Source organism: Streptomyces sp. NPDC021622 (genome assembly GCF_040640795.1).
Classification (GTDB): domain Bacteria; phylum Actinomycetota; class Actinomycetes; order Streptomycetales; family Streptomycetaceae; genus Streptomyces.
Genome location: NZ_JBFACK010000015.1, coordinates 153,115 through 179,908 on the forward strand (window position 1 = coordinate 153,115; position 26,794 = coordinate 179,908).

General features: G+C 71.1%; 25 protein-coding genes. 10 read left to right on the forward strand and 15 right to left on the reverse strand.

From position 1 onward, the window contains the following. Nucleotides 1-20 precede the first annotated feature (20 nt). Entirely contained in the window at nucleotides 21-965 is a 945-nt protein-coding gene (locus AB0G47_RS28165; protein ID WP_360775521.1) for an NADP-dependent oxidoreductase, read from the forward strand. A 91-nt stretch (nucleotides 966-1,056) separates the two neighbouring features. Further along, on the forward strand, nucleotides 1,057-1,497 hold the full coding sequence (locus tag AB0G47_RS28170; RefSeq protein WP_360775524.1) for a pyridoxamine 5'-phosphate oxidase family protein: 441 nt from the start codon (nucleotides 1,057-1,059) through the stop codon (nucleotides 1,495-1,497). Between the two features lie 102 nt (nucleotides 1,498-1,599). On the opposite strand, the gene AB0G47_RS28175 is transcribed toward AB0G47_RS28170, so the two are convergent. Beyond that, the gene (locus AB0G47_RS28175) at nucleotides 1,600-3,180 is read right to left on the reverse strand and encodes a protein kinase (protein ID WP_360775527.1); all 1,581 of its coding nucleotides are present in this window, start codon (nucleotides 3,178-3,180) and stop codon (nucleotides 1,600-1,602) included. Between the two features lie 291 nt (nucleotides 3,181-3,471). On the opposite strand from AB0G47_RS28175, the gene AB0G47_RS28180 reads away from it, so the two are divergent. Further along, nucleotides 3,472-5,118, forward strand: a complete 1,647-nt coding sequence (locus AB0G47_RS28180) for a protein kinase (protein WP_360775530.1) — start codon at nucleotides 3,472-3,474, stop codon at nucleotides 5,116-5,118. A 107-nt stretch (nucleotides 5,119-5,225) separates the two neighbouring features. Here AB0G47_RS28180 and AB0G47_RS28185 read toward each other — a convergent pair whose 3' ends face one another. From AB0G47_RS28185 to pdhA, 9 genes are all read right to left on the reverse strand, one after another. Continuing rightward, entirely contained in the window at nucleotides 5,226-5,768 is a 543-nt protein-coding gene (locus AB0G47_RS28185; RefSeq protein ID WP_360775533.1) for a bacterial proteasome activator family protein, read from the reverse strand. A gap of 86 nt (nucleotides 5,769-5,854) precedes the next feature. Continuing rightward, on the reverse strand, nucleotides 5,855-6,250 hold the full coding sequence (locus AB0G47_RS28190) for a hypothetical protein (protein WP_360775536.1): 396 nt from the start codon (nucleotides 6,248-6,250) through the stop codon (nucleotides 5,855-5,857). A 204-nt stretch (nucleotides 6,251-6,454) separates the two neighbouring features. Next, a complete protein-coding gene (locus AB0G47_RS28195) occupies nucleotides 6,455-7,432 on the reverse strand; it encodes an NAD(P)H-quinone oxidoreductase (protein ID WP_360775539.1) in 978 nt (325 codons plus the stop codon). A gap of 39 nt (nucleotides 7,433-7,471) precedes the next feature. Continuing rightward, nucleotides 7,472-8,584, reverse strand: coding sequence for a potassium channel family protein (locus tag AB0G47_RS28200; protein WP_360775542.1), 1,113 nt, complete (start codon nucleotides 8,582-8,584; stop codon nucleotides 7,472-7,474). Further along, nucleotides 8,581-10,509 (reverse strand): molybdopterin-binding protein, encoded by a 1,929-nt coding sequence (locus tag AB0G47_RS28205; RefSeq protein ID WP_360775545.1) that lies wholly within the window; start codon nucleotides 10,507-10,509, stop codon nucleotides 8,581-8,583. The genes AB0G47_RS28200 and AB0G47_RS28205 overlap by 4 nt, the downstream gene beginning before the upstream one ends. Beyond that, a complete protein-coding gene (locus AB0G47_RS28210) occupies nucleotides 10,506-11,468 on the reverse strand; it encodes an NTP transferase domain-containing protein (RefSeq protein ID WP_360775547.1) in 963 nt (320 codons plus the stop codon). The genes AB0G47_RS28205 and AB0G47_RS28210 overlap by 4 nt, the downstream gene beginning before the upstream one ends. 94 nt (nucleotides 11,469-11,562) lie before the next feature. Beyond that, entirely contained in the window at nucleotides 11,563-13,065 is a 1,503-nt protein-coding gene (locus AB0G47_RS28215; protein ID WP_360775551.1) for a dihydrolipoamide acetyltransferase family protein, read from the reverse strand. Next, nucleotides 13,065-14,093 (reverse strand): alpha-ketoacid dehydrogenase subunit beta, encoded by a 1,029-nt coding sequence (locus AB0G47_RS28220; protein WP_360775554.1) that lies wholly within the window; start codon nucleotides 14,091-14,093, stop codon nucleotides 13,065-13,067. Before AB0G47_RS28220 ends, AB0G47_RS28215 begins: the two co-directional genes overlap by 1 nt. Next, entirely contained in the window at nucleotides 14,090-15,253 is a 1,164-nt protein-coding gene (gene pdhA, locus AB0G47_RS28225) for a pyruvate dehydrogenase (acetyl-transferring) E1 component subunit alpha (RefSeq protein ID WP_360775556.1), read from the reverse strand. Before pdhA ends, AB0G47_RS28220 begins: the two co-directional genes overlap by 4 nt. A gap of 190 nt (nucleotides 15,254-15,443) precedes the next feature. On the opposite strand from pdhA, the gene AB0G47_RS28230 reads away from it, so the two are divergent. Continuing rightward, nucleotides 15,444-16,004: an Lrp/AsnC family transcriptional regulator gene (locus AB0G47_RS28230; protein ID WP_360775559.1), complete on the forward strand. Its 561-nt coding sequence runs from the start codon at nucleotides 15,444-15,446 to the stop codon at nucleotides 16,002-16,004. A gap of 4 nt (nucleotides 16,005-16,008) precedes the next feature. Here the strand turns inward: AB0G47_RS28230 and AB0G47_RS28235 are convergent, their stop codons facing one another. Continuing rightward, entirely contained in the window at nucleotides 16,009-16,602 is a 594-nt protein-coding gene (locus AB0G47_RS28235; RefSeq protein WP_360775561.1) for a TetR/AcrR family transcriptional regulator, read from the reverse strand. Next, nucleotides 16,599-18,110: a 3-hydroxyacyl-CoA dehydrogenase gene (locus tag AB0G47_RS28240; protein ID WP_360775564.1), complete on the reverse strand. Its 1,512-nt coding sequence runs from the start codon at nucleotides 18,108-18,110 to the stop codon at nucleotides 16,599-16,601. The genes AB0G47_RS28235 and AB0G47_RS28240 overlap by 4 nt, the downstream gene beginning before the upstream one ends. Before the next feature lie 195 nt (nucleotides 18,111-18,305). On the opposite strand from AB0G47_RS28240, the gene paaN reads away from it, so the two are divergent. Next, entirely contained in the window at nucleotides 18,306-19,997 is a 1,692-nt protein-coding gene (gene paaN / locus AB0G47_RS28245; RefSeq protein WP_360775567.1) for a phenylacetic acid degradation protein PaaN, read from the forward strand. A gap of 15 nt (nucleotides 19,998-20,012) precedes the next feature. Here paaN and AB0G47_RS28250 read toward each other — a convergent pair whose 3' ends face one another. Genes AB0G47_RS28250 through AB0G47_RS28260 form a run of 3 tightly spaced genes read right to left on the reverse strand, consistent with a single transcriptional unit; the run spans nucleotide 20,013 to nucleotide 22,839 of the window. Continuing rightward, the gene (locus AB0G47_RS28250; RefSeq protein WP_360775570.1) at nucleotides 20,013-20,801 is read right to left on the reverse strand and encodes a TrmH family RNA methyltransferase; all 789 of its coding nucleotides are present in this window, start codon (nucleotides 20,799-20,801) and stop codon (nucleotides 20,013-20,015) included. Next, nucleotides 20,798-22,042, reverse strand: a complete 1,245-nt coding sequence (locus AB0G47_RS28255; protein WP_360775572.1) for an HTTM domain-containing protein — start codon at nucleotides 22,040-22,042, stop codon at nucleotides 20,798-20,800. Before AB0G47_RS28255 ends, AB0G47_RS28250 begins: the two co-directional genes overlap by 4 nt. A gap of 14 nt (nucleotides 22,043-22,056) precedes the next feature. After that, nucleotides 22,057-22,839 carry a DUF5819 family protein gene (locus AB0G47_RS28260; protein ID WP_360775575.1) on the reverse strand — a complete coding sequence of 261 codons (783 nt, stop codon included), beginning with the start codon at nucleotides 22,837-22,839 and terminating at the stop codon, nucleotides 22,057-22,059. 225 nt (nucleotides 22,840-23,064) lie between these two features. Here AB0G47_RS28260 and paaA point away from each other — a divergent pair, with 225 nt between their 5' ends. Genes paaA through AB0G47_RS28285 form a run of 5 tightly spaced genes read left to right on the forward strand, consistent with a single transcriptional unit; the run spans nucleotide 23,065 to nucleotide 26,684 of the window. After that, entirely contained in the window at nucleotides 23,065-24,063 is a 999-nt protein-coding gene (gene paaA, locus AB0G47_RS28265) for a 1,2-phenylacetyl-CoA epoxidase subunit PaaA (RefSeq protein ID WP_266864357.1), read from the forward strand. Then, nucleotides 24,060-24,350 carry a 1,2-phenylacetyl-CoA epoxidase subunit PaaB gene (gene paaB / locus AB0G47_RS28270; RefSeq protein WP_135336541.1) on the forward strand — a complete coding sequence of 97 codons (291 nt, stop codon included), beginning with the start codon at nucleotides 24,060-24,062 and terminating at the stop codon, nucleotides 24,348-24,350. The genes paaA and paaB overlap by 4 nt, the downstream gene beginning before the upstream one ends. Next, nucleotides 24,347-25,087 carry a 1,2-phenylacetyl-CoA epoxidase subunit PaaC gene (paaC, locus tag AB0G47_RS28275; RefSeq protein WP_360775579.1) on the forward strand — a complete coding sequence of 247 codons (741 nt, stop codon included), beginning with the start codon at nucleotides 24,347-24,349 and terminating at the stop codon, nucleotides 25,085-25,087. Before paaB ends, paaC begins: the two co-directional genes overlap by 4 nt. Then, entirely contained in the window at nucleotides 25,081-25,614 is a 534-nt protein-coding gene (gene paaD, locus AB0G47_RS28280; RefSeq protein WP_360775581.1) for a 1,2-phenylacetyl-CoA epoxidase subunit PaaD, read from the forward strand. Before paaC ends, paaD begins: the two co-directional genes overlap by 7 nt. Continuing rightward, the gene (locus tag AB0G47_RS28285; RefSeq protein ID WP_360775584.1) at nucleotides 25,614-26,684 is read left to right on the forward strand and encodes a 2Fe-2S iron-sulfur cluster-binding protein; all 1,071 of its coding nucleotides are present in this window, start codon (nucleotides 25,614-25,616) and stop codon (nucleotides 26,682-26,684) included. The genes paaD and AB0G47_RS28285 overlap by 1 nt, the downstream gene beginning before the upstream one ends. The last annotated feature ends 110 nt before the right edge of the window (nucleotides 26,685-26,794 follow it).

Below are 26,794 nucleotides of genomic sequence, written 5' to 3' on the forward strand. Positions count from 1 at the left end.
CACCAGGAGGGTGATCCGCCATGCGAGCTGTCGCGGTCAGGGCGTTCAAGGCCGAGCCTGAGCTGATGGAACTGCCGGATCCGTTGCCCGGCCCCGGAGAAGTGCTCGTCAGGGTCGACTACGCCTGTCTGAACCCCTACGACTGGCAGGCCGCCGACGGCCTCCTCGACGGCGAGGCGCCCCACGTCTTCCCGCTCGTCCTGGGCGTCGATTTCGCGGGCCGGGTGGACGCGGTCGGGCCGGGCGCCGAGCGCTTCCACGTGGGCGAAGCCGTCTTCGGCCAGGCGTCCAGGCCGCCGATCGGCGCGGGCAGCTACGCCGAATACGTGACGATGCCGCAGGACGCGGTGATCTCCACCGTCCCGGCGGGCCTGAGCCTGGAGAGCGCGGCCGTCCTGCCGACCGCGGGGATGACGGCGGCGCAGATCCTGCAGACCGCGGGGGTCCGCGAGTGCGCGAGCCTCCTGGTCGTCGGTGCGACGGGCGGCGTGGGCACCCAGCTCACCCAGCTCGCCGCGGGCCGTGAGGTCCGTGTCCTCGCGGCGGTGCGCGGCGACGAGCGGCACCGGATGGCCGCCCTGGGGGCCGCCGTCACGATCGACACCACATCGCGGGACCTGTCCGCCGCGGTCCGCGACGAGTACCCGCAGGGCATCGACGCCATGGTCGACCTGGTCTCCGGCGACCCGGAGTCCTTCGCCGCCAACGCCGCCCTGGTCCGGGCCGGCGGTGTCGCCCTCACCACCCGCTCCGCCGCCGACCCCGCGCAGTCGCCGCCCGGCGTCGAGGTCGTCGACTTCGACCTGCGGGCCAGCTCGGAACTGCTCGACATCCTGGCCGCCGCGGTCGTCAAAGGGGTCCTGGATGTCCCGATCGAGGCCGAGGTGCCCCTGGAGAAGGCTCCCCGGGCGATCGCCAAGGCCCGGGGCGGCGGGGCGCGGGGCAAGACGGTGCTGGTGCTCTGAGGGACGTACATGCTCTGAGGGACTTACGTCCCGATCCTCTAGGGGCGGGATCCTCTGTCCCGGCACCTCGCCGTGCCCGAGGGTGGATGCCATGCCCACCGACGAACCGGATGAACAGGACGAACAGCTCGCCTACGAACTGCTCAGCCGCACCGACTACGGCCGAGTGGCGACCAGCATGCGCGCGCTGCCCTTCCTCGCCGCGGCCCGCCACATCGTCGTGGACGGGCGCATCCTGCTGCGGATGCACAAGGGGTACGGCTACCACCAGGCCTGCATCGGCAGTGTCGTCGCCTACGGAGCGGACAATCTCAACTCGGCGAGCTCCCGCACGGCACAGTGGACCGTGCAGTTCGTCGGCGTCTGCGAGGTCATCGAGCCGACCAACGACGAACTGGAGCTCTTCGGTCCGGGCCCGCACTACGTGGACGGCGATCTCTACGACCCGGTCTACCTCCGCATAGAGCCGCAGCTGGCCACGGTGCACACGCTGCACGGCGGCCGGGACCGCCGACTTCAGCACCTTCGGTAGACGGGCCCCAGAGGGGCAGAACGCGGCACGCGCGCGTGGTGCCCTTTCCGGGCTCCACGCGCGCGTGCCGTTGATCAAGCCGCTTCAGCTGCTTCGGCTGCTTCAGCCGTCGACGCCGCCGTCCACGCCACCGTCGACCCCGCCCGTGGGCGGAGTCGGCTCGTCGGTCGGCTCCGTCGGCTCGTCCGTCGGCTCCGTCGGCTCGTCCGTCGGCTCGCCGGTCGGCTCCGTCGGCTCGCCGGTCGGCTCCGTCGGCTCGCTCTCCGTGGGCGTCGTCGGAGTGGTCGGGTCGGTGGACGGCGTCACCGGGGGCGTGTAGTCCCCCTGACCGCCCGAGCCGTCACCCGGCACGGTCTCCTCCTCCGACGTCGACTCCTCCGGACTCTTGCTGGGCTCCTTCGACTCCGACTGCTTCGTCGGCGCCTTCGTCGGAGTTTCCTTGTCCTTCGTCTTGTCGCCGCCGGCGTTCAGCGCGACCGCGACACCCACCGCGATCGCGATGATCGCGAGCACGGCGAAGATCCACATCTTGCCGCGGCCGCCCCGGCCGTTCCCGTCGCGGTGACCGCCGTCGAAGCCGCCGTCGTCGCCGCCCGGCGGACGCAGCATCGGGCCCGGGATCTGCGCCGTGCCGGAGTCGCCCGGGTGCTGCATCGCGGTGGTGCCCGCGACGCCCATCGCCGGGGTGTGGCCGCCCTGGTGCATCCCCGCGATGTCGACGGGCCCGGTGTTCCAGGTGCCGGTGTGGCTGCCCTGCTCGCCCAGCATCTGCAGCGCGTACTGGACCAGACCGCGCATCTCCTCGGCGGTCTGGAACCGGTCGTCCGGGTCCTTGGCGAGCGAGCGCATGACGAGCCCGTCCAGCTCCGGCGGCGCCACGTCCGAGGCCTCGGACGGCGGCACGGGGATGTCCTGGACGTGCTGGTAGACCACGGAGAGCGGCGTCTCACCGGTGAACGGGGGCCGCAGCGCGAGGAGTTCGTAGAGCAGACAGCCGGTCGCGTACAGGTCGGAGCGGTGGTCGACGGCCTTGCCGAGCGCCTGCTCCGGGGAGAGGTACTGGGGCGTGCCCATGACCATGCCGGTCTGCGTCATCGTCGACTGGGCGCCGTGCAGGGCGCGCGCGATGCCGAAGTCCATCACCTTCACCGCGCCGGTGTTGGTGATGATCACGTTCGCGGGCTTGATGTCGCGGTGCACGATGCCGTGCTGATGCGAGTAGGCGAGCGCCTCGAGCACTCCGGAGACGATGATCAGGGCCTGCTCGGGGCCCGGCGCCTCCGCGTTGATCAGCAGATCGCGGATCGTCCGGCCCTCGACGATCTCCATGACGATGTACGGGACGACATTCGGCCCGACGACGTCCTCGCCGGAGTCGTAGACCGCCACCACCGCGTGGTGGTTGAGCCCCGCCACCGACTGGGCCTCGCGCGTGAAGCGGGCCTTGGAGACCGGGTCCTCGGCGAGGTCTGAGCGGAGCAGCTTGACGGCGACCGTACGACCGAGACGTACGTCCTCGGCCGCGAACACCTCTGCCATGCCGCCACGGCCGAGTCTGCGGGTCAGCCGGTATCGGCCGTCCCCGACAAGCCCGCCATTACCCCACAACTCCGGCGCATCTGACATACCGCCGCCAGTCGCCTCGGGGTCGGACGGGCCCTGAGCGCGCTGCGTCTGTGCCATCAGTCCTCGCCGTCGTTTCTGGTCGTGGTGCTTGGTGGTACTGGGGGAACCCGGGCCACGCTACAGCCTTAACGCGGCACGTCGGTTCGAGGTGGACCGGACATCAAACCCGCCATGGGGGTTGATGCGCAAACTTGTAACGCTTCCGAGACGCTTCTTGCGCGTACGGTCACGGAACGGGCATCGAGCTTGACGTGTCAGTGCCCTCGGGCAGACTTGGCCAGGAATAGCGGGAATCGATCACCGATCGCGGAGCCGTCCGGCACACCGCGCCGATGGGGGACGCACGACATGAGCAGCCAGGACGGCGCACAGGGACGGTATGCGGGGCGTTCGCTGGCCGGTGGCCGGTATCAGCTTCGCGATCTTCTCGGTGAAGGCGGCATGGCCTCCGTTCACCTGGCGTACGACTCCGTACTCGACCGCCAAGTCGCGATCAAGACGCTGCACACCGAGCTCGGCCGCGAGCAGTCCTTCCGCGAGCGCTTCCGCCGCGAGGCCCAGTCGGTGGCCAAGCTCACGCACACGAACATCGTCTCGGTCTTCGACACCGGCGAGGACGACCTCGACGGCGCGACGATGCCGTACATCGTCATGGAGTACGTGGAGGGCAAGCCGCTCGGCTCCGTCCTCGACGCGTCCGTCGCCCAGTTCGGCGCGATGCCGACCGACCAGGCGCTGAAGATCACCGCCGATGTGCTCGCCGCGCTCGAGATCAGCCACGAGATGGGCCTGGTCCACCGCGACATCAAGCCCGGCAACGTGATGATGACGAAGCGCAACGTCGTCAAGGTGATGGACTTCGGCATCGCCCGCGCCATGCAGTCCGGCGTCACCTCCATGACGCAGACCGGCATGGTCGTCGGCACCCCGCAGTATCTGTCGCCGGAGCAGGCCCTCGGCCGCGGCGTCGACGCCCGCTCCGACCTGTACTCGGTCGGCATCATGCTCTTCCAGCTGACCACCGGCCGGCTGCCGTTCGAGGCGGACTCGCCGCTGGCCATCGCGTACGCGCACGTCCAGGAGGAGCCGGTCGCTCCGTCCTCGATCAACCGCTCGCTGCCGCCGGCGCTCGACGCGATCGTCGCCCGCGCGCTCAAGAAGAACCCGAACGAGCGTTTCCCGACCGCGGAGGCGATGCGCGACGAGTGCCTGCGCGTCGCCCAGTCCTTCCAGACGGCCGCGCCGAGCATCGTGCCGGGCGCCCAGACCGCGAGCGGCGCGGGCGTCGGCTCCGCGGTCTTCCCGCCGGTCGACACCTCGATGCCGCAGGGCGGCAACGTCCAGACGCCGTACCAGCCCGGTTCGTACGGCCCGGCAACCCCGGCCCCGGTGACCCCGGGCTACGGCTACCCGCAGCAGGCCGGCTACCAGACCCCGCCGCCCACGAACGCGTACGCACCGCAGGCCTCGCAGACCCCGCCTCCGTACACGGTCTCGCCGCAGCCGGCGCAGACGTCCGTACAGGGCCAGGGCGGCGGCTCGGGCTCGGGCTCGGGCGGCGGCAAGAAGAACATGCCTGTGGTCGTCGGCTCGATCGTCGTCGCACTGCTGGCCATCGGCGGCGTCATCGCGGCGGTCTCGCTGGGCGGCGGCGACGAGGGCGGCAAGGACCCCAAGGACAAGAAGTCGAACGCGCCGGTGGCGGGGCACCGCGGTCCCGACCGGACGCAGACGATCGAGACCGAAGAGTGCACCGAGCCCGACACGGCGTACAACGACGAGAACAAGATCAAGGTCCCTGACTTCACGTTCAAGGACTGGCGGTCCGTGCAGAAGTGCCTGCAGGCGGCGGGCTGGGAGTACGACAAGAGCGAGGTGGACGAGAACACCTACGGGGAGGACACCGTCATGACGCAGACCCCCAAGGGAGACTCCGACGTCGACCCGGACGACGTGGAGATCCAGTTCACCGTCTCCACGGGCAACCCCGCCTGATCACCGCCTGATCATCCACGGCAACGCGGAGGGCCCGGTCACCTCGTGACCGGGCCCTCCGCGTTGTTCGTTCGGTGTCTGGCGACCGTCCAGAGGACCTGGAGGACCTAGAGGTAAGGCCCTCCGGAGCGCCCCGCGACGCCGCCGTCCTCGTCCTCCTCGCCACCGCCCATGCCGGGCGGCAACGCGCGCCGCATCTGCTCCAGCTGCGCCCGCGCCGCCATCTGCTGCGCGAACAGGGTCGTCTGGATCCCGTGGAAGAGCCCTTCGAGCCAGCCCACCAGCTGGGCCTGAGCGATCCGCAGCTCGGCGTCGCTCGGCGTCGTCTCCTCCGTGAACGGAAGGGAGAGCCGCTCCAGCTCTTCGACGAGCTCGGGGGCGAGACCGTCCTCGAGCTCCTTGACCGAACTGGCGTGGATCTCCTTGAGCCGCACCCGGCTCGCCTCGTCCAGAGGAGCCGCCCGCACCTCCTCGAGCAGCTGCTTGATCATGCTGCCGATGCGCATGACCTTGGCCGGCTGTTCGACCATCTCCGTCACCGGGACCTCGTGGGAGTCATCGTCTCCGCCGCCGCCGAGCGCCATTCCGTCCTGTCCGACAACCAGGACTTGGGGGCTCTCCGGCGACCGTTCGTTCCTCGGCATCTCCATGCCGCCATTCTCTCGCACCCGTACATCACACATCGGTGGTGCCCCCATAAGCCGGTGATCCACCGTGTACGAAGCCGTCGGCCGTGTCAGCCGCCGCGCAGCCGCACGGCGAAGAACCCCAGGCCGAGGCCGATGAGGACGAGGCCGCTGCCGAGCGGCAGGACGCTGAGGCCGGGGACGACGGGCTCAGCGGCGGTCTTCCGGGTGGCGTCGGAGGCAGTGGTCTTGGTGGCGGGCTGCTGCGCCAGGGACGGCCGCGGCTTCGGCTGCGGCGGGTGGGCCGGTACGGACGCCGAAGGGGGCGGAGGCGACGGCTCTGCGCGTCCCGGCCTGGCCCTGCCTTCGCCGGGGACACTCCCGGCGAAGGTCTCGCTGGGGGAGGGCTCGACGGCGTACGCGGCATACGAGACGTACGAGGAGGGGAGGACGGTGGCGGTCAGGAACACCGCCGAAACCACCAACGGCCTGAGTCGTGGAGTCACCGCGCTGACCCCCTCCCGCTACCGGATCGCCAAGATCGAGAGAGATCACTGAAGCTGGATCAAGCGTCACATAGCGGGAGGGGTCCGGCATCTCGGCCGTGCGGTATCGGGTCTTGCGGGGGCCGCGTTACCGGGCCCCGTTAGGGGCGCGGGGAACTGCGCGACCAGCCACAATCGGCCCGCAGAAAAGGTGGCACCGACCCCTCAGCGAACGAGCAGCACCTTCCCAATATGCGCGCTCTCCTCCAACACCCGATGAGCGGCCGCAGCCTCCCGCATCGGCACCGTCCGGTCGACAACCGGACGCACATGCCCCGCACCGATCAGCGGCCACACATGCTCCCGCACCGCCGCCACGATGGCGGCCTTCTCCTCCAGGGGCCGCGCCCGCAGCGTCGTCGCCGTAATGGCGGCCCGCTTGCCCAGGAGCGTGGCGATGTTCAGCTCGCCCTTGATGCCGCCCTGCATGCCGATGATCGCGAGGCGCCCGCTGGTCGCGAGGGTCTGGACGTTGCGGTCCAGGTACTTGGCGCCCATGTTGTCGAGGATGACGTCGGCGCCCGCGCCGTCCGTGGCGTTCTTGATCTCCTCGACGAAGTCCTGCTCGCGGTAGTTGACGAGGATGTCCGCGCCGAGTTCCCGGCAGAAGTCCAGCTTCTCCTTGCTGCCCGCGGTGACCGCCACCTTGGCGCCGACGGCCTTCGCCAGCTGGATCGCCATGGTGCCGATGCCGCTTGAGCCACCGTGCACGAGGAAAGTCTCGCCGGGCCGCAGGTGGGAGATCATGAAGACGTTCGACCAGACGGTCGAGGTCACCTCGGGCAGGGCGGCCGCCGTGACGAGGTCGACGCCCTCCGGGACCGGCAGCAACTGGCCCACGGGGACGACGACTTGCTCGGCGTAGCCGCCGCCCGCGAGCAGCGCGCAGACCTCGTCGCCGATCTCCCAGCCGGAGACGCCGGTGCCAATCGCCTTGACGCGGCCCGAGCATTCCAGTCCCGGGTACGGGGACGAGCCGGGCGGCGGGTTGTAGAAGCCCTGGCGCTGGAGCAGGTCGGCGCGGTTCACGGCACTGGCCGCGACCTCGACGAGAACCTCGCCCTCACCAGGTACGGGATCGGGGACCTCGGCCCACACGAGCGCTTCGGGCCCACCGGCTTCAGGGATCGTGATCGCATGCATGCGGGCGAGGCTACTCCCCGGCGAATCCGGCCGGTTCGGCTAGGCGCGGATCCCTCCACCCGGCGGAGACGGGCGCGCGTCAGACGTCGCCGTGGGCTGCGGCGAGGCCCGCACGATGGTGATGAGACGGTCCATCAACTGCAGCTTCCCGACGGCGGGATCGTCGTAGCCGAGCACCCGGTGCCCCCGCACCACACTCACGATCAGATCCTCTGTCTCCCGGACGCCCAGGCCCACCTCGGCCTTTATGACCGGCCGCTCGACGAGGTCGAGGCCGCTGCCCTGCTGGATCAGGTCCTCCATGACCATGCCGGCGCTGGGGCTGAGGCAGGAGAGCCCGAGCAGCCGCCCCGCCGCGCTCGCGCTGGTGATCACCGCGTCCGCGCCGGACTGCCGCAGCAGCGGCGCGTTCTCCTCCTCGCGCACCGCGGCCACGATCTTCGCCCCGCGGTTCATCTGCCGGGCGGTGAGGGCGACCAGGACGGCGGTGTCGTCGCGCTGCGTCGCGATGATGATCTGCCGGGCCCGCTGCACCTCGGCACGGAGCAGCACATCGCTGCGCGTCGCGTCGCCGATGACGCCCGCGTACCCCTCGGCGGTGGCGGCGTCGACGACCTTCGCGCTCGGGTCGACCACCACGATCTGCTCCGCCTTCAGACCGGTCGCGCGGACGGTCTGGATCGCGGAACGGCCCTTGGTGCCGAAGCCGACGACGACGGTGTGTTCACGCAAGTTGGACCTCCAGCGGTTCAGACGCCATTCCTCGCGCGTACGTTCCGTGAGTACTTCAAGTGTGGTTCCGACCAGGATGATCAGAAAGAGCACACGCAGCGGCGTGATCAGCAGGATGTTGCAGAGCCGCGCGCTGTCGCTGTACGGGACGATGTCGCCGTAGCCCGTGGTGGAGAGCGTGACGGTGGAGTAGTAGGCGGCGTCGAGGAAGTCGAGCCCGTCGTCCGAGTTGTCGTGGTAACCGCCGCGGTCGATCCAGACGATGAGGGTCGTCAGGGCGAGCACCCCGAGCGCCATGAGCAGCCGCTTGCCGACCTGCCGCAGGGGGCGCTCGACGACCCGTCGCGGCAGCTTGATCCGGTGGGTCACCAGATGTTCGTCGGGGTGGCGGGCGATCGCGTCCTGGCCGTGAAGTTTCACGTGAAACACACCCCGGTCGCGTAGCCGCCCACTTCGGGCACGGCCCAGGGCAGGTCGAGAATCTCCAGCTCCTGGCCCTTGCGCGCACCGCCGGGCGGGACCACGGCGAGCCCCTCGGCCACCGCGACGCCACGCAGCATCGCGGGCCCGTTGTAGTGCAACGGCAGCGCGTCGTCGCCGCGGAGCGTGACGGGGACGAGCCGGGTGTCGTGCGGGTGCCCGTGCACGTCCTCGCGTACGACAGCCGTGTACGGCACCGGCACGGGGCGCCCCGAGAGCGTGCGCAGCAGGGGCTCGGCCAGGGTCAGCAGCCCCGAGACGGCGGCGAGCGGATTGCCCGGCAGCCCGACGAGGTGCTGGTCGGGGTGGATCCGTGCGAGCAGCATCGGATGCCCCGGGCGCACCGCGACGCCGTCCACGAGGAGCTCGGCGTCGATGCGGCTCAGGGTCGGGTGGACATGGTCGACCGGCCCGGCGGCGGTGCCGCCGGTGGTGACGATGAGATCGGCGGTGGAGGTGGTGATGGCCTGACGCAGCGCCTCGGCATCGTCACCGAGCCGCCGTACGCCGATGACGTCGACACCGAGTGATCGGAGCCAGGGCGGCAGCATGGGCCCGAGCGCGTCCCGGATGAGACCGTCGTGGGGGAGTCCCTCGGTCAGCAACTCATCGCCCAGGACGAGGACTTCGGCACGGGGGCGGGGGACCACCGGCAGCCGGTCGTACCCGGCGGCCGCGGCCAGGCCAAGCACTGCCGGGGTCACCAGGGCACCGGGCGGCAGGAGTTGATCGCCGGAGCGGCACTCCTGGCCGCGCGGCCGGATGTCCTGCCCGTGCGCGACGTCACGCTGCGGGTGCAGCCGCCCCTTGTCGTCGATGAGTCCGTGCTCGCGGCGGATGACAGCCGTGGCTTCCCTCGGGATCCGGGCCCCGGTCGCGATCCGCACCGCGTCCCCGTCGGCGAGCGACACGGTCCCCTCCTGCCCGGCCAGAATCCCCTCGTCGAGAACGACCCAGGGCCCCGGCCCCGCGACGACCCAGCCGTCCATGGCCGAGGTGTCGAAGGAGGGCAGATCGGTCAGCGCAACAACGGCCGACGCAAGCACGAGCCCGAGCGCCTGCTCCAGGGGCACGGACGCGGGCACGGCTCCGGAAGGAACGGGCCGGGGAGCACGCGCGGCGATAGCACGGGCGGCGGGCCAGGGGGTGATGTCGCGGTGCACGGGGGCGTGGTTGGGGGTGCGCTTGGGGGCGGTGTGTTGGGCGGGGGTGGCGTCCTTGGCGGGGGTGCTGGGCTGGGCGGGGGTGGCGTCCTTGGCCGGGGCACTGTGTTGGCTGGGGGTGCTGGGCCCGCTGGGAGCGCTGTGCTGGCCGGGGGCGCCCGGTGAGTTCGGGGTGCGCGGCGTGCTCGGGGTGCCGCGGCCGGACGGGGCGCCGCTGTCGGCTGGCTGGTCACCCCGGGGCGCCTGCTGACTTGGGGTGCTGGGCCCGCTGGGAGCGCTGTGCTGGCTGGGGGTGCCCGGTGAGGTCGGGGTACGCGGCGTGCTCGGGGTGCCGCGGCCGGCCGAAGCGCCGCTTCCGCCCGGCTGTTCACCCTGGGGCGCCTGCTGACTTGGGGTGCTGGGCCCGTTGGGAGCACTGTGCCCGCCAGGGGCGTCTTGCCCACCGGGGGCGCCGTGCCCAGCCGGGGCGCCATCCCCGCTCGAAGCGCCCGGCGTGCCCGGGGTGCCCGGGGTGCCCCCGTCGGCCCGAGTGTTGCCCTCGCCCGGCTGCGCGCCGCCGCCCGGTGCCCGCTCGTCCGGGGCGGTCTGCGCACCCGGGACGCCGTGACCGCCGGAGGCGCCTTGTCCGCGGCGTACATAGTCGTCGTTCACCAGGGCGAGAGCCTCGTCGAGCTCGGCGTCCGGCAGGGGCTGCCCGCTCATCCGGCGTCCGGCCGCGTGGCGGCCCCGGCGTCCGGCTCCGCGGAACCGGCGCCCGGCTTGGGCTCGGCACCGCCGTCGGCGGCCTCCTCCGCCCACCGCGCGGCCAGTGCCGTCGCCTTGCGGGCCGCGTCGGCCACCGCTTCGGGCCCGGCTCCCGCTCCGCCCGCGGCGGCCGCGTACCCCACGAGGAACGTGGTCAGCGGGGCGGCCGGCCTGGCCACGCCGTGCGCCGCGTCGCGGGCGAGGTCGAGCAGGAGGCCGGTGTCGACGTCGAGGTCGATGCCCAGTTCGTCCTTGACTGCGGAAATCCATTCATCCAACACGTGCCCATGCTCCCTGATGCGCGCCCTGGCGGCGGCGATGTCGTCCCAGGTGTCGCAGTCGAACGACGCCACGGGATCGGCGACCCGCGTCAGCGCGAGCCGCGCGGTGAGCCGCCGCAGCGGAAGCCCCGTCAGACCACCGTGCTCGTCCGCGAGCGCACCGATCTCCCGCCGCAGCGCGGCACTTCGGTAGGCCGCGACCAGCGGCTGGTCCCGGCCACCGGGATCGGTGAGCACCGCACCGTCCACCGCGCCGCCCGCCACGGGATCTTCGCCGAGCGCGGCGACAAGCCGCCGCACGGTTCGCTCCCCCAGGAACGGCAGATCGGCGGAGAGGACCACCACCCGCTCCGCCGCCGTACGCCGCAGCCCCGCGTCGAGCGCGGCGAGCGGCCCCGCTCCGGCGGGCTCCTCGCGCGCCCACACCACCGGGCGCGCGGTCGGACGTGGCCCCGCGACGACGACGGTGACCCCCGCGTCGGCACACGCGCCGAGCACCCGGTCGAGCAGCGCCCGGCCGCCGACCCGGACGCCCGGCTTGTCCGCCCCGCCGAGCCGTCGGGCGCCGCCGCCCGCCAGCACCACGGCGTCGTACGGGGCGGATGCGGCGCCCTCTGGAGCCCATTGCGCGGTCATCCCCCGAGTATGGGCGCACGAAGGATCAATGCCACCCCTCTGTACGGGGACTCACACCACCGCACCAGGGCTCACACCACTGCCCCTGCGCCCCTCACACCCCTCGCAGCAACACCGCAGGCTGCTCCACGCAGTCCGCCACGAACCGCAGGAACCCGCCGGCCGTGCCGCCGTCGCACACCCGGTGGTCGAAGGTGAGGGAGAGCTGCACGACATGCCGCACCGCCAACTCCCCTTGGTGCACCCATGGCTTGGGCACGATCCGGCCCACGCCCAGCATGGCCGCCTCGGGGTGGTTGATGATCGGCGTGGAGCCGTCGACCCCGAACACCCCGTAGTTGTTCAACGTGAAGGTGCCGCCCGTCAGTTCCCCGGGCGTCAGCTTCCCGTCGCGCGCGGCCTCCGTCAGCCGGATCAGCTCCGCGTTGACGGAATCCGTGGTCCGCGTGTGGGCATGCCGCACCACAGGGACGACGAGCCCGCGGTCGGTCTGCGCGGCGAACCCGAGGTGGACGTCGGCGAGCCGGACCACCTCGCGCGCCTCCATGTCCACCGTGGAGTTGAGCATCGGATAGCGGGCCAGGGCGGCCACGCTGATGCGGGCGAACAGGGCGAGCAGCGAGATCTTGCGGCCGTCGCCCTCCTTCACGGAGGCGTTCATCGCGGCGCGCGCCGCGAGCAGTTCCGTCGCGTCGGCGTCGACCCAGCAGGTGGCTTCCGGTATCTCGCGCCTGCTGCGGGACATCTTGTCGGCGACAAGACCGCGGATGCCGGTCAGCGGATGCCGCGAGGCCAGTCCCGCGTGCACGGGCTCGCCACCCGCCTCCACCAGACGGCGCGACTCGGCACGGCCCGCGCGGATGAGCTCGTCGTCCTCGCGCACGGCGGCCTTGCGCGCCATGACCCGTTGCGTCACTGCCTCGCGCACCTCGTCGCTCACCTGTCCCTCGGTGAGCTCCGCCCCGTGCGTGATCGCACGCTCCGCCGCGATGGCACCCTCCACGTCGGCCCGCGTGATCAGCCCGTCGGGTCCGGAACCCGGCAGTCCGCGCAGGTCGACGTCGTTCTCACGCGCCAGCTTCCGCACGAGAGGCGAGATCACCGGAACAGGACCGTCCACCCGCGGGCGCGTATCCCGCACCCCGGCATCGACCGGCGCGACGGGCTCCGGCGCGGGGGCCTGCACCGCCGCCTGCACCGCCTTCTCCCGCGGGGCGGACCGCACCCGCCGACGCCGCGCCGGCGCCGCCGCCGTGCCGTACCCCACCAGCACGTTCCCCGACGACTCCTCGGCGGCAGCCGCCTGCAGGGCCCGCTCCGCCGGCTCCTCCGGAGCACGGGTCCCGGCCGGTGCGCCCACGGCGACCGTCAACAGTGGGGCGCCCACCGGCAGTTCGGCCCCCTCCTCGCCGAACCGGGCGGTCACCACGCCCCCGTAGGGGCAGGGCACCTCGACCATCGCCTTGGCCGTCTCGACCTCGACGACCGCCTGGTCGACCGCGACGACGTCGCCGACCTGGACGAGCCAGCGGACGATCTCGGCCTCGGTCAGCCCTTCCCCCAGGTCGGGCAGCTTGAATTCGAGCACCTGCGCCATCAGCTCTCCGCCTCCCACTGCAGCCGCGCGACCGCGTCCAGGATCCGGTCCACGCCCGGCAGGTGGTGCTTCTCGAGCATCGGCGGCGGATAGGGGATGTCGAATCCCGCGACGCGCAGCACCGGCGCCTCCAGATGGTGGAAGCACCGCTCCGTGACGCGAGCGGCGATCTCCCCGCCGGGTCCGCCGAAGCCGCCCGACTCGTGCACGACGACCGCGCGCCCCGTCCGCCGTACCGAAGCGCACACCGTCTCGTCGTCGAACGGCACCAGGGAGCGCAGGTCGACCACTTCGAGGTCCCAGCCCTCGGCGACGGCCGCCTCGGCTGCCTCCATACAGACGGGCACGGAAGGGCCGTACGTGAGGAGCGTGGCGCTGCGCCCGGAGCGCCGCACCACCGCGCGGCCTATGGGCTCCACGGTCTGCGGCGCGTCCGGGTTCCAGTCGGCCTTGGACCAGTAGAGGCGCTTCGGCTCCAGGAACACGACCGGGTCGTCGGAGGCGATGGACGCCCTGAGCAGTCCGTAGGCGTCGGCGACCGTGGCGGGCGTGACGACATGGAGCCCCGGAGTCGCCATGTAGTACGCCTCGGAGGAGTCGCTGTGGTGCTCGACGCCCCCGATGCCACCTCCGTAGGGCACGCGCACCGTGATGGGCAGCGGCATCGCGCCCCGCGTGCGGTTCCGCATCCGCGCCACGTGCGAGATGAGCTGCTCGAAGGCGGGGTAGGCAAAGGCGTCGAACTGCATCTCGACGACGGGCCGAAGACCGTACATCGCCATGCCCACGGCCGTCCCCAGGATGCCGGCCTCGGCGAGCGGTGTGTCGGTACAGCGGTCCTCGCCGAACTCCTTGGTGAGTCCGTCGGTGATCCGGAAGACCCCGCCGAGCGCCCCGACGTCCTCTCCGAGGACGTGCACGGTCGGATCCTCGGCCATCGAGTCACGCAGCGCGCGGCCCAGCGCCTGCGCCATGGTGGCCGGTTTGGCGGCCTTCTTGGCGGCCCGTTCGGCCGCGAGCGTGCTCATCGCGCGTTCTCCTCGCCATCCGCGCCGACCGCGTCGTCTTCTTCGGATGCTTCGATCTCGGCCCGCAACTGGGCGGCCTGTTCCCGCAGTTGGGTGGTCTGCTCGGCATACACGTGCGTGAAGAGGTCCATGGGGTCGAGCTCGGGGTCCTGGTTCATGCGCTCGCGCAAATCGGCCGCCATGACCTCGGCGGCGTCACGGGCCACCCGCTTCCCGTCCTCGTCGAGCAGTCCCCGCCCGGTCAACTCCCGCTCCAGGAGCAGGATCGGGTCGTGCTCACGCCAGGCCTCGACCTCGGCGTCGCCCCGGTAGCGCGTGGCGTCGTCGGCGTTCGTGTGGGCTTCCATGCGGTACGTCACCGCTTCGACCAGGGTGGGACCGCCGCCCTCACGCGCGCGGGACACCGCCTCGGCAAGGACCTCGTGCACCGCCGCCGCGTCGTTGCCGTCCACCAGACGTCCCGGCATGCCGTACCCGACGGCCTTGTGGGCCAGGGACGGGGCCGCCGTCTGCTTGTCGAGCGGGACGGAGATCGCGAAGCCGTTGTTCTGCACCAGGAAGACGACGGGTGCCTGCCATACGGCGGCGAAGTTCAGCGCTTCGTGGAAGTCGCCCTCGCTGGTGCCGCCGTCGCCGACCATGGCGAGCGCGACCACGTCGTCGCCCTTGAGGCGCGCGGCGTGCGCGAGGCCCACGGCGTGCGGGAGCTGGGTCGCAAGGGGGGTGCTCAGGGGAGCTATGCGGTGCTCCCGGGGGTCGTACCCGGTGTGCCAGTCGCCGCGCAGCAGGGTCAGCGCCTGCACGGGGTCGAGGCCACGGGCGACCGCGGCGAGCGTGTCGCGGTAGCTGGGGAAGAGCCAGTCCCGCTCCTCCAGCGCCAGCGCGGCGGCCACCTCGCAGGCCTCCTGGCCGGTGCTCGATGGGTAGACGGCGAGCCTGCCCTGCTTGGTGAGAGCCGTCGCCTGTGCGTTGTACCGGCGGCCGCGCACCAACTCCGAGTACAGGCGGCGCAGCAGCTCCTCGTCGGCCTTGCCCGCGGCTTCCGTGCCAAGGACGCGGTACGGCTCCGCGTCGGGCAGCAGCGGCGCGGGATCGGTCCTCAGCTGCCATGCGGGTGGCGGGGTGGGCCGGTAGACGCCCCGCTGCTCCATGACCGTCATGTCGGCACCTCCATGTGGAAGCGGTCTCCTCTTGGGAGCGGCAAAAGAGGCGCGGCAATGTGAGGCGCCTCACCTACCGATTGTTCGGTCGTCGGCACATTTTGGCTACAGGCACCTCCAGGCTGTGGACAAACGGTTCTCCACAGCCTGGGATGGATGCAGTACGTCCATGGTAGGGAGGCGGGGGGACATGGCATCTGAACGAATGGCCGACGGACACGACGGCGATCGTCCGGAAGAGCGCTCGGGCGAGCAGCCGGAAGAACGGCTCGTCGAGCGGTCGCCCGAGCGCCAGCAAGGTCTGCCGCGCCCACTGGACGCCATCGACCGGGACATTCTGCACATCCTGCACACGGACGGTCGCGCGTCGATACGTTCTGTGGCCGAGCGCGTCCATGTGTCACGCGCCAACGCGTACGCGCGGATCAACCGCCTCATCGACGACGGCGTGATCCGCGGCTTCGGCGCCAGGATCAACCATGAACGGGCAGGTCAGGGGGCGTCCGCGTACATCACGCTCAAGATCGTCCAGAACACCTGGCGCACGGTGCGCGAGCATCTGCGCACGCTGCCCGGCGCCTCCCACATCGCACTGGTCAGCGGCGACTTCGACGTACTGCTCCTGGTGCACACGCCGGACAACCGCGCGCTGCGCGAGCTGGTGCTCACCCGGCTGCAGTCCATCCCCGAAGTGCTCAGCACGCGTACGTTGCTGGTCTTCGAGGAGGACGACCTGGAGCCGGAGAGCTGAGCCGTCAGGCCGCGCTGCGCAGCCCAGCGAAGGCCAGCTGGACGACGGCGTCGGCGACCTGCTCCCCCGATGAGGCACCGCGGGCGTCCGGGCGGTACCACTCCACGATGGAGTTGATCATGCCGAAGAGCAGCCGGGTGGCGAGGCGCAGCTCGACGTCCGAGCGCAGATCGCCGTCCGCGACGGCCTCCTTGAGCAGTTCGGCGACCTGCTGGTCGAACTCCCTGCGCCGCTCCATGGCCCACCGCTCGGTGTCCGTGTTGCCGCGCACCCGAAGGAGCAGAGTCACATAGGGCAGTTCGGCCACCAGCACCTCGACGGTGCGGCGCGTGACGTACTCCAGGCGCTGGACGGCGCTGCCCACGCGCGCGTGCTCCTCGCCGAGGATCCCGAAGAGCCCGTCGAGCGCCCGGCTCACCGCGCGGCGGAGCAGCTCCTCCTTGCCCGACACATGGTGGTAAATCGAGGACTTGGAGATGCCGGCCGCCTTGGAGAGGTGCTCCATGGACGTGCCGTCGTAGCCACGCTCGTTGAAGACCCGCACGGCCACGCCGAGCAGCGTCTCCGGGGTGTATGTGTCCCGCCGTGCGGTGGTCATGAGTATTCCTCTCGCACGGCCTGACGCCGCAGGGCCTGGGACGGTGCGTAACGCCCCGTCGGGTACTCGTCGTTCAGGACGTCGAGCGACTCGGCCACCCGGTACGCGGTGAGGCGGCGGCCCCATTCCAGCGGGCCGAGCGGGTAGTTGACGCCCAGCCGCATCGCGGTGTCGATGTCCTCGGCGCTCGCCACTTCACGGCCCACGGCGTCCAGCGCGAAGTCGACGAGCATCCACACCGTGCGGGCCACGATCATCCCCGGGGTGTGCCCGATGACGCTGACCTTCTTGCCGAGCGCCTGGAAGAGGCCGATCGCCTCCTTCAGGGCTTGTTCGTCCACCCTGCTCGACGGGGCGACGGCGATCCGGGTCACGGCCCGGTAGTCCAGCGCGAGGTCGAAGTCGATCCTGGGTTCCGCCGCAGCGTCGGCCGCGGTTCCGTCGGCCAGGGCGAGGTGCACGCCGCTGGGGAGCTCGATGAAGCCCGGGTAGCTCGGGACGCCCTTCCCGCGGCCCACCCGGATGCCCGCCTTCCTGATGAGGTCGACGAGCGCGTCCGCCGGGAAGAGATCGCCGTGGAGGACGACGGACTCGGGGGCCTTCGCAGGCGCCGCGGTGTGCGGCTCCGCAGGCACGGCCTCGTCCCCGTACGCGTACCAGCCCTGTCCGGACTTGCGGCCCAGGCGGCGCGATTCGACGAGGCGGCGCTGGGCGAGCGAGGGCGTGAACTTGGGGTCCTGGAAGAAGGACTCCCACACGGAGCGAGTGACCGCCTCGTTCACGTCCTGGCCGATGAGGTCGGTGAGTTCGAAGGGGCCCATCTTAAAGCCGCCGCATTCGCGCAGGACCGCGTCGATCGTGGCCGGGTCGGCGACCCGCTCCTCGTAGAGGCGCAGTGCCTCAGCGTAGAAGGGGCGCGCGATGCGGTTGACGATGAAGCCGGGGGTGTCCGCGCTGCGCACCGGGGTCTTGCCCCAGGCCTTCGCCGTCTCGTACGCGCGCGTGGCGGCCGTTTCTTCGGTCGCGAAGCCGCTGACCACCTCGACGAGCGGGAGCAGCGGCGCGGGGTTGAAGAAGTGCAGGCCCACGAAGCGGCCGGGCTTGTCGAGGGTGCCCGCGATGGCGGTGACGGACAGGGATGACGTGTTGGTGGCGAGGAGACAGTCCTCGGCGACAATCCCTTCGAGTTCTTCGAAGAGACGCTGCTTGACGTCCAGTTGCTCCAGGATCGCCTCGATGACGAGCCCGCAGCCGGCAAGCCCCGCGAGGCTCTCGACGGGCATGAGCCGGTCACCGGCGGCGGCGCGGTCGTCGGCCGTCAGCCTGCCCTTCTCGACCAGCCTGTCCAGGCGGGCCGCGATCGCGCCGGCCGCCTTCTGCGCCTGGCCCTGCACGGCGTCGTACAGCCGCACGGGGTGGCCCGCGAGCAGGGCCACCTGGGCGATGCCCTGCCCCATGGTGCCGGTGCCGACGACGGCAACGGGGCTGCTGAGCTCAAGTGCTGTCATGCTCGCGATCCTCCCGCACGAGGTGTCCGCCGGAGGGTGCGGGGTGCCCGGCGAGAACTTGTCCACAGGTTCGGCGGACCCCCTTGTCCCGACCGATCGTTCGGTTACTCTAGCTCTGTCCGTCTGTTCCTGCCCACTGCCCCGCCCGGCCCGTCGGCTCGACGAAGAGCCGGCACGACGAGGAGTTGGTCCGACATGGCCGCCGAACTCACCGCGCACCAGCTGATCGCCACCCACCGGCCCACGCTTGACCAGGCGCTGGAGACGATCCGCACGCGCGCGTACTGGTCGCCGCACCCCGAGCACCCCAAGGCCTATGGAGAGAACGGCAGCCTGAGCCTGCCGGAGGGCAAGACCGCCTTCGACGCCCTCCTGGGCACCCGTTTCGACCTCGACCAGCCGGGCACGGACGACTGGGTGGGCGCGGAAGTCTCGCCGTACGGCCCTGAGTTGGGCATCACGTACCCCCACCCGGACATCGACGCGCTGCTGCCCGCGATGCGGGCCGGAATGCGGGCCTGGCGCGACGCGGGCGCGGAAGTGCGCGCGATGGTCTGTCTGGAGATCCTCAAGCGCATCAGCGCGCGCACGCACGAGCTGGCGCACGCGGTCATGCACACCAGCGGCCAGGCCTTCATGATGGCGTTCCAGGCGGGCGGCCCGCACGCCCAGGACCGCGGCCTGGAAGCGGTGGCGTACGCCTACGTGGAGCAGGCGCGCACCCCTGATGCCGCCGAGTGGTCCAAGCCCCAGGGCAAGCGCGACCCGATCGCTCTGGACAAGCGCTTCACGCCCGTGGCGCGTGGCGTCGCGCTCCTGATCGGCTGCAACACGTTCCCGACGTGGAACGGCTACCCGGGCCTCTTCGCCTCCCTGGCCACCGGCAACCCGGTCCTGGTCAAGCCCCACCCCCGCGCGGTCCTCCCGCTGGCCCTGACGGTACGCGTCGCCCGCGAGGTCCTCGCCGACGCGGGCTTCGACCCGAACCTGGTGTGCCTGGCCGCCGAGCGCCCCGGCGAGGGCATCGCCAAGACCCTCGCCGTCCGCCCCGAGATCAAGATCATCGACTACACGGGCTCGACGGCCTTCGGCGACTGGCTGGAGACCAACGCCCGCCAGGCGCAGGTCTACACGGAAAAGGCCGGCGTCAACACGGTCGTCGTCGAGTCGACGGACAACTACAAAGGAATGCTGGCCAATCTGGCCTTCTCCCTGTCGCTGTACAGCGGCCAGATGTGCACGACCCCGCAGAACCTCCTCATCCCGCGCGACGGCATCGCCACGGACGCCGGCACCAAGTCGTACGACGATGTGGTGTCCGACCTCGCCGCGTCGGTGAACGGCCTGCTCGGCGACGACGCCCGGGCGAACGGCATCCTCGGAGCCCTGGTCAACCCCGATGTGAAGGCGCGCCTGGAGGCGGCCGCCGGAATCGGTGAAGTCGCCCTCCCCTCACGGGAGATCGCCAACCCTGAGTTCCCGGACGCCGTGGTCCGCACCCCGGTGATCGTGAAGCTGGACGGCGCGAAGCCGGACGCCGAAGCGGCCTACTTGAGCGAGTGCTTCGGCCCCGTCTCCTTCGCCGTGGCGGTCGACTCGGCGACGGACGCGGTGGAGCTGCTGCGCCGCACGGTGCGCGACAAGGGCGCGATGACGGTCGGCGCGTACACGACGTCGGACGAGGTGTCGCAGGCCGTGGAGGAGACCTGCCTCGAGGAGTGCGCCCAGCTTTCCTTGAACCTCACGGGCGGCGTCTATGTGAACCAGACGGCGGCGTTCTCGGACTTCCACGGCTCGGGCGGCAACCCGGCGGCGAACTCGGCCCTGTGCGACGGCGCGTTCGTGGCCAACCGGTTCCGCGTGGTGGAGGTGCGCAGGGACGCCTGAGGCTCCCCGGCGGGTTCAGGCCTCCGCGCCCGGAGGCCTGCCCGCCGACCAGTGGAAGAGCGTCATCCCCACACTGGTCGCCAGGTTGTAGCTGGAGACCTGGGGCCGCATCGGCAGGGACACCAAGTGGTCGGAGCGGGCCCGCAGTTGCGCGGACAGGCCGCTGCGCTCGGACCCGAAGGCCAGCACGGCGTCGTCCGGCAGCTTCAGACCGCGGATGTCCTCGCCCTCCGCGTCGAGCGCGAACATCGGCCCCGGGGGCAGCTCGGAGACGTCCATCCGCTCGACGGCCGTCGCGAAGTGCAGGCCCGCGCCACCGCGCACGACCGTGGGGTGCCAGGGGTCGAGCGTGCCCGTCGTGACGACCCCGGTCGCCCCGAATCCCGCGGCGAGCCGGATCACCGCCCCCGCGTTCCCCAGATTGCGCGGATCGTCCAGGACGACGACCGGAGCGGTCCTCGGCACCCGTGCAAGCGCCTCCAGATTGGCCGTCCGCGAGGGACGTACCGCGAGCGCGGCCACGCCCGTCGGGTGCAGGCGCGGCACAAGATCCCGCAGCTTCTCTTCGGGAACCTGCACGAGGAGCGCGTCGAGAGCGTCCCGCACATCCGGCGCGAGCTCGTCGGCAAGGGCGAGGACGGCGGCCCTGTCGCCCGCCAGCGCCGCCGGAATCCGCGCCCCGAAGCGCAGGGCGTGCTTGATGGCGTGAAAGCCGTCGAGCAGCACGGACGTGTCGGCGAGACCCCGCCAGGCGCGCACCGCAGCACCCGGTCCTGCCACGTCATCCGCGTACGTCCCTGTCATGAAGGGAAGCCTACGCGCGCGTGCTCAGTGGCTTCCGGGGCCGCTTCCGCATCCGCCACGCGCTGCGCCGGCACCGTGCCGCCCCGGGAAAAGACAGCTCCACGCGCGCGTGCCGCCCATCCGCCCACGCGCCGCAGGAACGACGTCGGAAGGAACACCGCGTCGGCCGCGATCATCGCCAGCGAGAAGAACGGAAGACCGAGGATGACCGCGATGACCGCGTGCTCGCAGATCATGGCGGCCAGCAGGACGTTCTTGACCCTTCTGTTGAAGAGGGTGAAGGGGAAGGCGACCTGTACGGCGACCGTTCCGTAGGTCACCAGCATGATCATGAGGCCGTGCGACGCGAGCAGATCGGAGAGCGCGGGCCAAGGGGAGAAGGAGTCGAGCTGCAGCGGGTAGTAGACGGCCGTGCCGTCCTGCCAGCGGTTTCCCTGGATCTTGTACCAGCCCGCCGTCGCATAGATCAGACACGCCTCGACCATGATCACGAGCAGTGCGGCGTTGTGCGCGAGCTTGGCGACGACGTCGAGCAGCATCCGCGCCTCGCCGCCGGGGGCGCGCCGTCCGACGGCCCACCACAGGGCCTGGATCAGCCACAGCCCCCAGAAGACAAGGAGCCAGCCGCCGCTGAGGTGCCCCAAGAACGTCACCACGGAGAGGCCCAGGCCCAGGACCCACCACAGCACGGGCCCGACCCGGTCGACGAGCTCCGCGGGACCGCCCGCCTCCACGGCCCCCGCACGCGCGCGTGCGGCCCGCCGGGCGTCCAGGGACCAGACCTGGCCGCAGCGCGTGAAGACCAGATAGGTCGCCATCAGATGGATGACGTTGTCTCCGCCGTCCCCCATGAAGATGGAGCGGTTCTGCAGCGAGAGCACACCGATCATGAAGAGCACGGACATCGTGCGGGTCCGCCAGCCGAGCAGGAACAGGGCGCTGCTGATGACGGCGACGGCGTAGACGACCTCGAACCAGAGGTTGCTGTCGGACCAGATCAAGGCTGTGAAGGCCTCGTTGTTGGCGATGAGCTGCTGGGCCATGTCCCAGTTCCACGGACCGTCAGGACCGTACAGCTCCGCTCGGTGGGGGAACTCGCGCAGCAGGAAGAACAGCCAGGTGGCGGCGAAGCCGATGCGGATCACGGCGGTCTGGTAGGGGCCGAGCGCCGATCCGCTGACGTGACCGATACCGCGGGCGAGCTGGGAGCCGAAGCGATTGATCGGGCGTCCTCCGGTCATCGGGCGTCCTGCCGTCATCGGGCGTCCTCCGGGTCCTTGGCCAACGGCATGTCCTCGGAGATCACGGACGACCACGGCAGCAGGCGGAACGCCGGCTTGGCGGCGACCTTCTCGTCGCTCCACTCCGGGGCCGGCACGTTGGTGGTCCTGGAGCGGACCTGGACGCGCTCGATGGCGTCGCCCTTGCCGATGGACTCGGCACGGTCGACGCGCCACAGCGCGATGCGGTGGAGGTAGCGCTCGGCGAGCTGACCGCGCAGGCCGCTGGGACGATTCTGCGCGTCGTGCGATCCGACGTAGAAGTCCCAGGCCCTGCGCAGCTCGTTCTGCTGGGTGTGACTGGGCAGCAGATTGCCGTCGATGGCGGCGCTGTCCTGCGCGGAGAGGTCGTACCAGCGGGTGGTCCGGGTGGTCCCCGTCTCCGTGCGGATCTCGGCGCGGGCCTGCACCGCGATGTTCTGCTGCATCGGGTTGGGCGCGAAGAGCTTCCAGTTCTGCTCGAACTCGGGGTAGATCCAGTCGTCGACGACCTCGCCGTGCTGCTTGGTCATCGTGTTCGCGGGGGCGACGTGCAGGAAGAGCATCGCGACGTGGACGCAGACCGTGGCCGCGACGATCACCAGCGCGAGGACGGCCGCGATCTGATAGCGCGGCGAGAGGGCGGCGATTCCGGTGGGGGGCGCGGAGGGGATGGCGGGGGCGTCGTCGGTGCCGGCAGGGGCGTCGTCAGTGCCGGATCGGGCGCCGGTGCGTGGTGGGGTCGACGGCTCGCTCGCGTCGTTGTCGTTCGCGTCCATTTGGCCCCGATTCCCGATCCCGCACCGTGATGCGCCCGCTGGTCCGCCCGTCACACGGCTCACTACCGCCCGCTCCGCACCGGAACGGTACTCAGGCCTGCCCGCCAGGCACAGCGTCCGTGAAGTTATCCACAGGGTTGACACCTTATGGCGCTGAGCCGCACCATTGAATTCAACGAACCGAACGATCGGTCGGTAGCTAGCTAGAGGTCGAGGGGGACCGCGATGGCGACAGCAGCCGAGCACCAGACGGCCCGGTCCGAGCCGGGCGTGACCGGGACGGACGCCGCGAGCACAGCGGCGTACGAGTCCGCGTTCGACGCCGCGGTGGCGGCCGACGAGCGGATCGAGCCCCGCGACTGGATGCCGGACGCCTATCGCGCGTCGCTGGTCAGGCAGATAGCGCAGCACGCCCACTCCGAGATCATCGGCATGCAGCCGGAGGCCAACTGGATCACGCGCGCCCCGTCCCTGCGGCGCAAGGCGATCCTGATGGCCAAGGTGCAGGACGAGGCCGGACACGGCCTGTATCTCTACAGCGCGGCGGAAACGCTCGGCACGGGCCGCGACGAGCTGCTCGACAAGCTCCACTCGGGCCGCCAGAAGTACTCGTCGATCTTCAACTACCCGACCTTGACCTGGGCCGACGTGGGCGCGATCGGCTGGCTCGTGGACGGCGCCGCGATCACCAACCAGGTTCCCCTGTGCCGCTGTTCGTACGGCCCCTATGCCCGCGCGATGGTGCGCATCTGCAAGGAGGAGTCGTTCCACCAGCGTCAGGGGTACGAATCACTGCTCGCCCTCAGCCGCGGCACCGAGGCCCAGCACGCGATGGCCCAGGACGCGGTGAACCGCTGGTGGTGGCCGTCCCTGATGATGTTCGGCCCGCCCGACGACGAGTCGTCGCACTCGGAGCAGTCGATGATCTGGAAGATCAAGCGCCACTCGAACGACGAGCTGCGCCAGCGCTTCGTGGACATCTGCGTCCCCCAGGCCGAATCCCTCGGGCTCACCCTCCCCGACCCGGACCTGTCCTGGAACGAGGAGCGCGGGCACCACGACTTCGGCCCGATCGACTGGACGGAGTTCTGGGCGGTCCTCAAGGGCAACGGCCCCTGTAACGAACAGCGGATCACCCAGCGCAAGAGCGCTCACGACGAGGGCGCGTGGGTGCGTGAGGCAGCGGCGGCGTTCGCCGCCAAGCACGGGGAGGCGAAGGCATGAGCAGCTCGACCGACTGGCCGCTGTGGGAGGTGTTCGTGCGCTCCCGCCGCGGGCTCTCGCACACCCACGCGGGCAGCCTGCACGCGCCGGACGCGGAGATGGCCCTGCGCAACGCACGCGATCTGTACACGCGCCGCAGCGAAGGCGTCTCGATCTGGGTCGTTCCCTCCACGGAGATCACGGCCTCCTCGCCCGACGAGAAGGACTCGTTCTTCGAGCCGGCGGGCGACAAGCCCTACCGCCACCCGACCTTCTACGACATCCCGGAGGGGGTGAAGCACCTGTGACCGCGCCCGTTTCCACGACCGCCGCCGCCACGGCCATCGCCCTGGGCGACGACGCACTGGTGCTCTCGCACCGCCTCGGGGAGTGGGCGGGCCACGCGCCCGTCCTCGAGGAAGAGGTCGCCCTCGCGAACATCGCTCTCGACCTGCTCGGCCAGGCCCGCATCCTGCTCTCGATGGCCGGCGACGAGGACGAGCTGGCGTATCTGCGCGAGGAGCGCGCCTTCCGCAACGTCCAGTTGGTCGAGCAGCCGAACGGCGACTTCGCCCACACCATCGCCCGCCAGCTCTACTTCTCCACCTACCAATCCCTGCTGTACGGGCAGTTGGCAGGCGGGGACGGCGAGTTCGCACCGCTGGCGGCGAAGGCGGTCAAGGAGGTCTCCTACCACCAGGACCACGCCGAGCAGTGGACGCTGCGGCTCGGCGACGGGACGGCCGAGAGCCATGAGCGCATGCAGCGCGGGATCGACGCGCTGTGGCGGTTCACCGGGGAGATGTTCCGGCCGGTAGAGGGCCTCGGCGACTCGGACGGTGTCAACTGGGAAGCATTGCACGCGGGTTGGACGGAATCGGTGACCGCGGTCATCGAGAAGGCGACGCTGACCGTGCCCTCCGGTCCCCAGGAAGGGGCCTGGACGGCGGGCGCGGGCCGCGAGGGTCTGCACACCGAGTCCTTCGGGCGGATGCTCGCCGAGATGCAGCATCTGCACCGCAGCCACCCGGGGGCGTCATGGTGACCACGCCGACCGCACCCGAGATGCCCACCGCTCTGGAGAAGGAACTCCTGGCCATCGCAGGGTCGGTGCCCGACCCGGAGCTGCCCGTGCTCTCCCTGGCCGAGCTCGGAGTACTCCGCGGCGTCCATGTCCGCGCACCGGGCAAGGTCGATGTCGAGCTGACCCCCACCTATACCGGCTGTCCGGCCATAGAGACCATGACCGCCGACATCGAGCAGGTCCTGCACGAGCGCGGGATGGCCGAGGTATCGGTCCGCACCGTGCTCTCTCCCGCCTGGTCGACGGACGACATCAGCGCCGAGGGCCGCCGCAAGCTGGCCGAGTTCGGCATCGCACCCCCGCGCCCGCACAGCACCGGCGGGCCCGGCAGCTCCGGCGGTCCTGTCCCCCTCACCCTCTCGGTCCGCTGCCCGCACTGTGGCTCGACCGACACCGAACTGCTCAGCCGCTTCTCGTCGACGGCCTGCAAGGCGCTGCGCCGGTGCGTCTCCTGCCGTGAACCGTTCGACCACTTCAAGGAGTTGTGATGGCGCGCTTCCACCAGCTCCGGGTAACGGCGGTCGACCAGCTCACCGACGACTCCGTGGCCCTGACCTTCGACGTGCCTCCTGCCCTGCGCGAGGAGTATCGCTATGACGCGGGTCAGCACCTGGCCGTGCGCCGCTTCGTCGACGGCACCGAGATCCGGCGCACCTACTCGATCTGCGCACCGGCGCCGGATCCTGAAGCCCCCGAAGGGCCCCGCACTCTGCGCGTCGGGGTGCGGCTCGTCGAGGGCGGCGCCTTCTCGACGTACGCCATGAAGGAAGTCGCCGTCGGCGACGAACTGGAAGTGATGACCCCGGCAGGCCGCTTCACCCTGGAACCGGCGCCCGGGCGGTACGCGGCGGTGGTGGGCGGCAGCGGCATCACACCGGTGCTCTCCATCGTGACGACGCTTCTCGCGCGCGAGCCGGACGCCACGTTCTGTCTCATCCGCAGCGACCGCACGGCGGCGTCGACGATGTTCCTCGAAGAGGTCGCCGACCTCAAGGACCGCTGGCCGGACCGGTTCCAGCTGGTGACGGTGCTCTCCCGGGAGGAGCAGCAGTCGGGGCTCGACTCCGGGCGGCTCGACGAGGAGCGGCTCGGCAGCCTGTTGCCGGCGCTGCTGAGCGTCGAGGAGGTATCGGCCTGGTTCCTCTGCGGTCCGTTCGGCCTGGTGCAGGGTGCGGAGAGAACGCTCCGCGGCCTCGGTGTGCCGCGACAGCGCATCCACGAGGAGATATTCCACGTGGACGACGGCCTCGCGACCCCGGCCGTCCCTGCCACGGCCCCCGCGCACAGCACCGTGACGGTCACCCTCGACGGACGCTCCGGCACCTGGCCGGTGCGCGACGGGGAGTCCCTGCTCGACACCGTGCTGCGCAACCGCGCGGACGCGCCGTACGCCTGCAAGGGCGGCGTGTGCGGGACCTGCAGGGCCTTCCGGGTCTCGGGCGAGGTGCGGATGGACCGCAACTTCGCGCTGGAGCCCGAGGAGACCGACGCCGGCTATGTCCTGGCCTGCCAGTCGCATCCCGCGACGGACACGGTGGAGCTGGACTTCGACCGCTGAGCGGTCAACCCCGCCGAACGGTCTTCCGGCGCCCACGGACCGTCACTGTTCCCTTCCTGTAGAACTTGTTCTATCTTGACGACCCGTCAGAAACGACGGCACGTCGGTCG